The 291-nt window shown below is 35.7% G+C and carries 1 protein-coding gene; it reads right to left on the bottom strand.

What is annotated here, in order from left to right; genetic code table 11:
* Positions 1–233: transposase-like zinc-binding domain-containing protein (locus AC1M9D_RS14145; protein WP_448766429.1), on the bottom strand; the 233-nt coding region annotated here is incomplete at its 3' end.
* Between the last annotated feature and the right edge of the window lie 58 nt (positions 234–291).

Here is a 291-nt window from a genome sequence, read left to right as displayed (position 1 = left end):
CTGATACGCTCGACTTCAGCAATATCTCTTACACCGCTTCCTCTGACCATTAAATGTAATATCTTGCCGGTAATACCTGAATTACACCCTTGATAGCTTAATGCATGATCACCAATAAACTGACGTTTGCAATCTTTGCATTGATGGTTTTGTTTCCCATCTACTTTGATGCCATTTCTCTTTATATTGTTACTTAGACAGGTAGGACATTTGATTTGTAGCGTTATTTTCATACCTCTATTTTATCAAAAGCCATATTGTTTTTTTCAGCATACTTTTTGAAACACCACC

Source organism: Acinetobacter sp. ANC_7682 (assembly GCF_056779795.1).
Note: the sequence above shows the minus strand (reverse complement) of the source record. Positions and strands in the feature narration are given on the sequence as shown.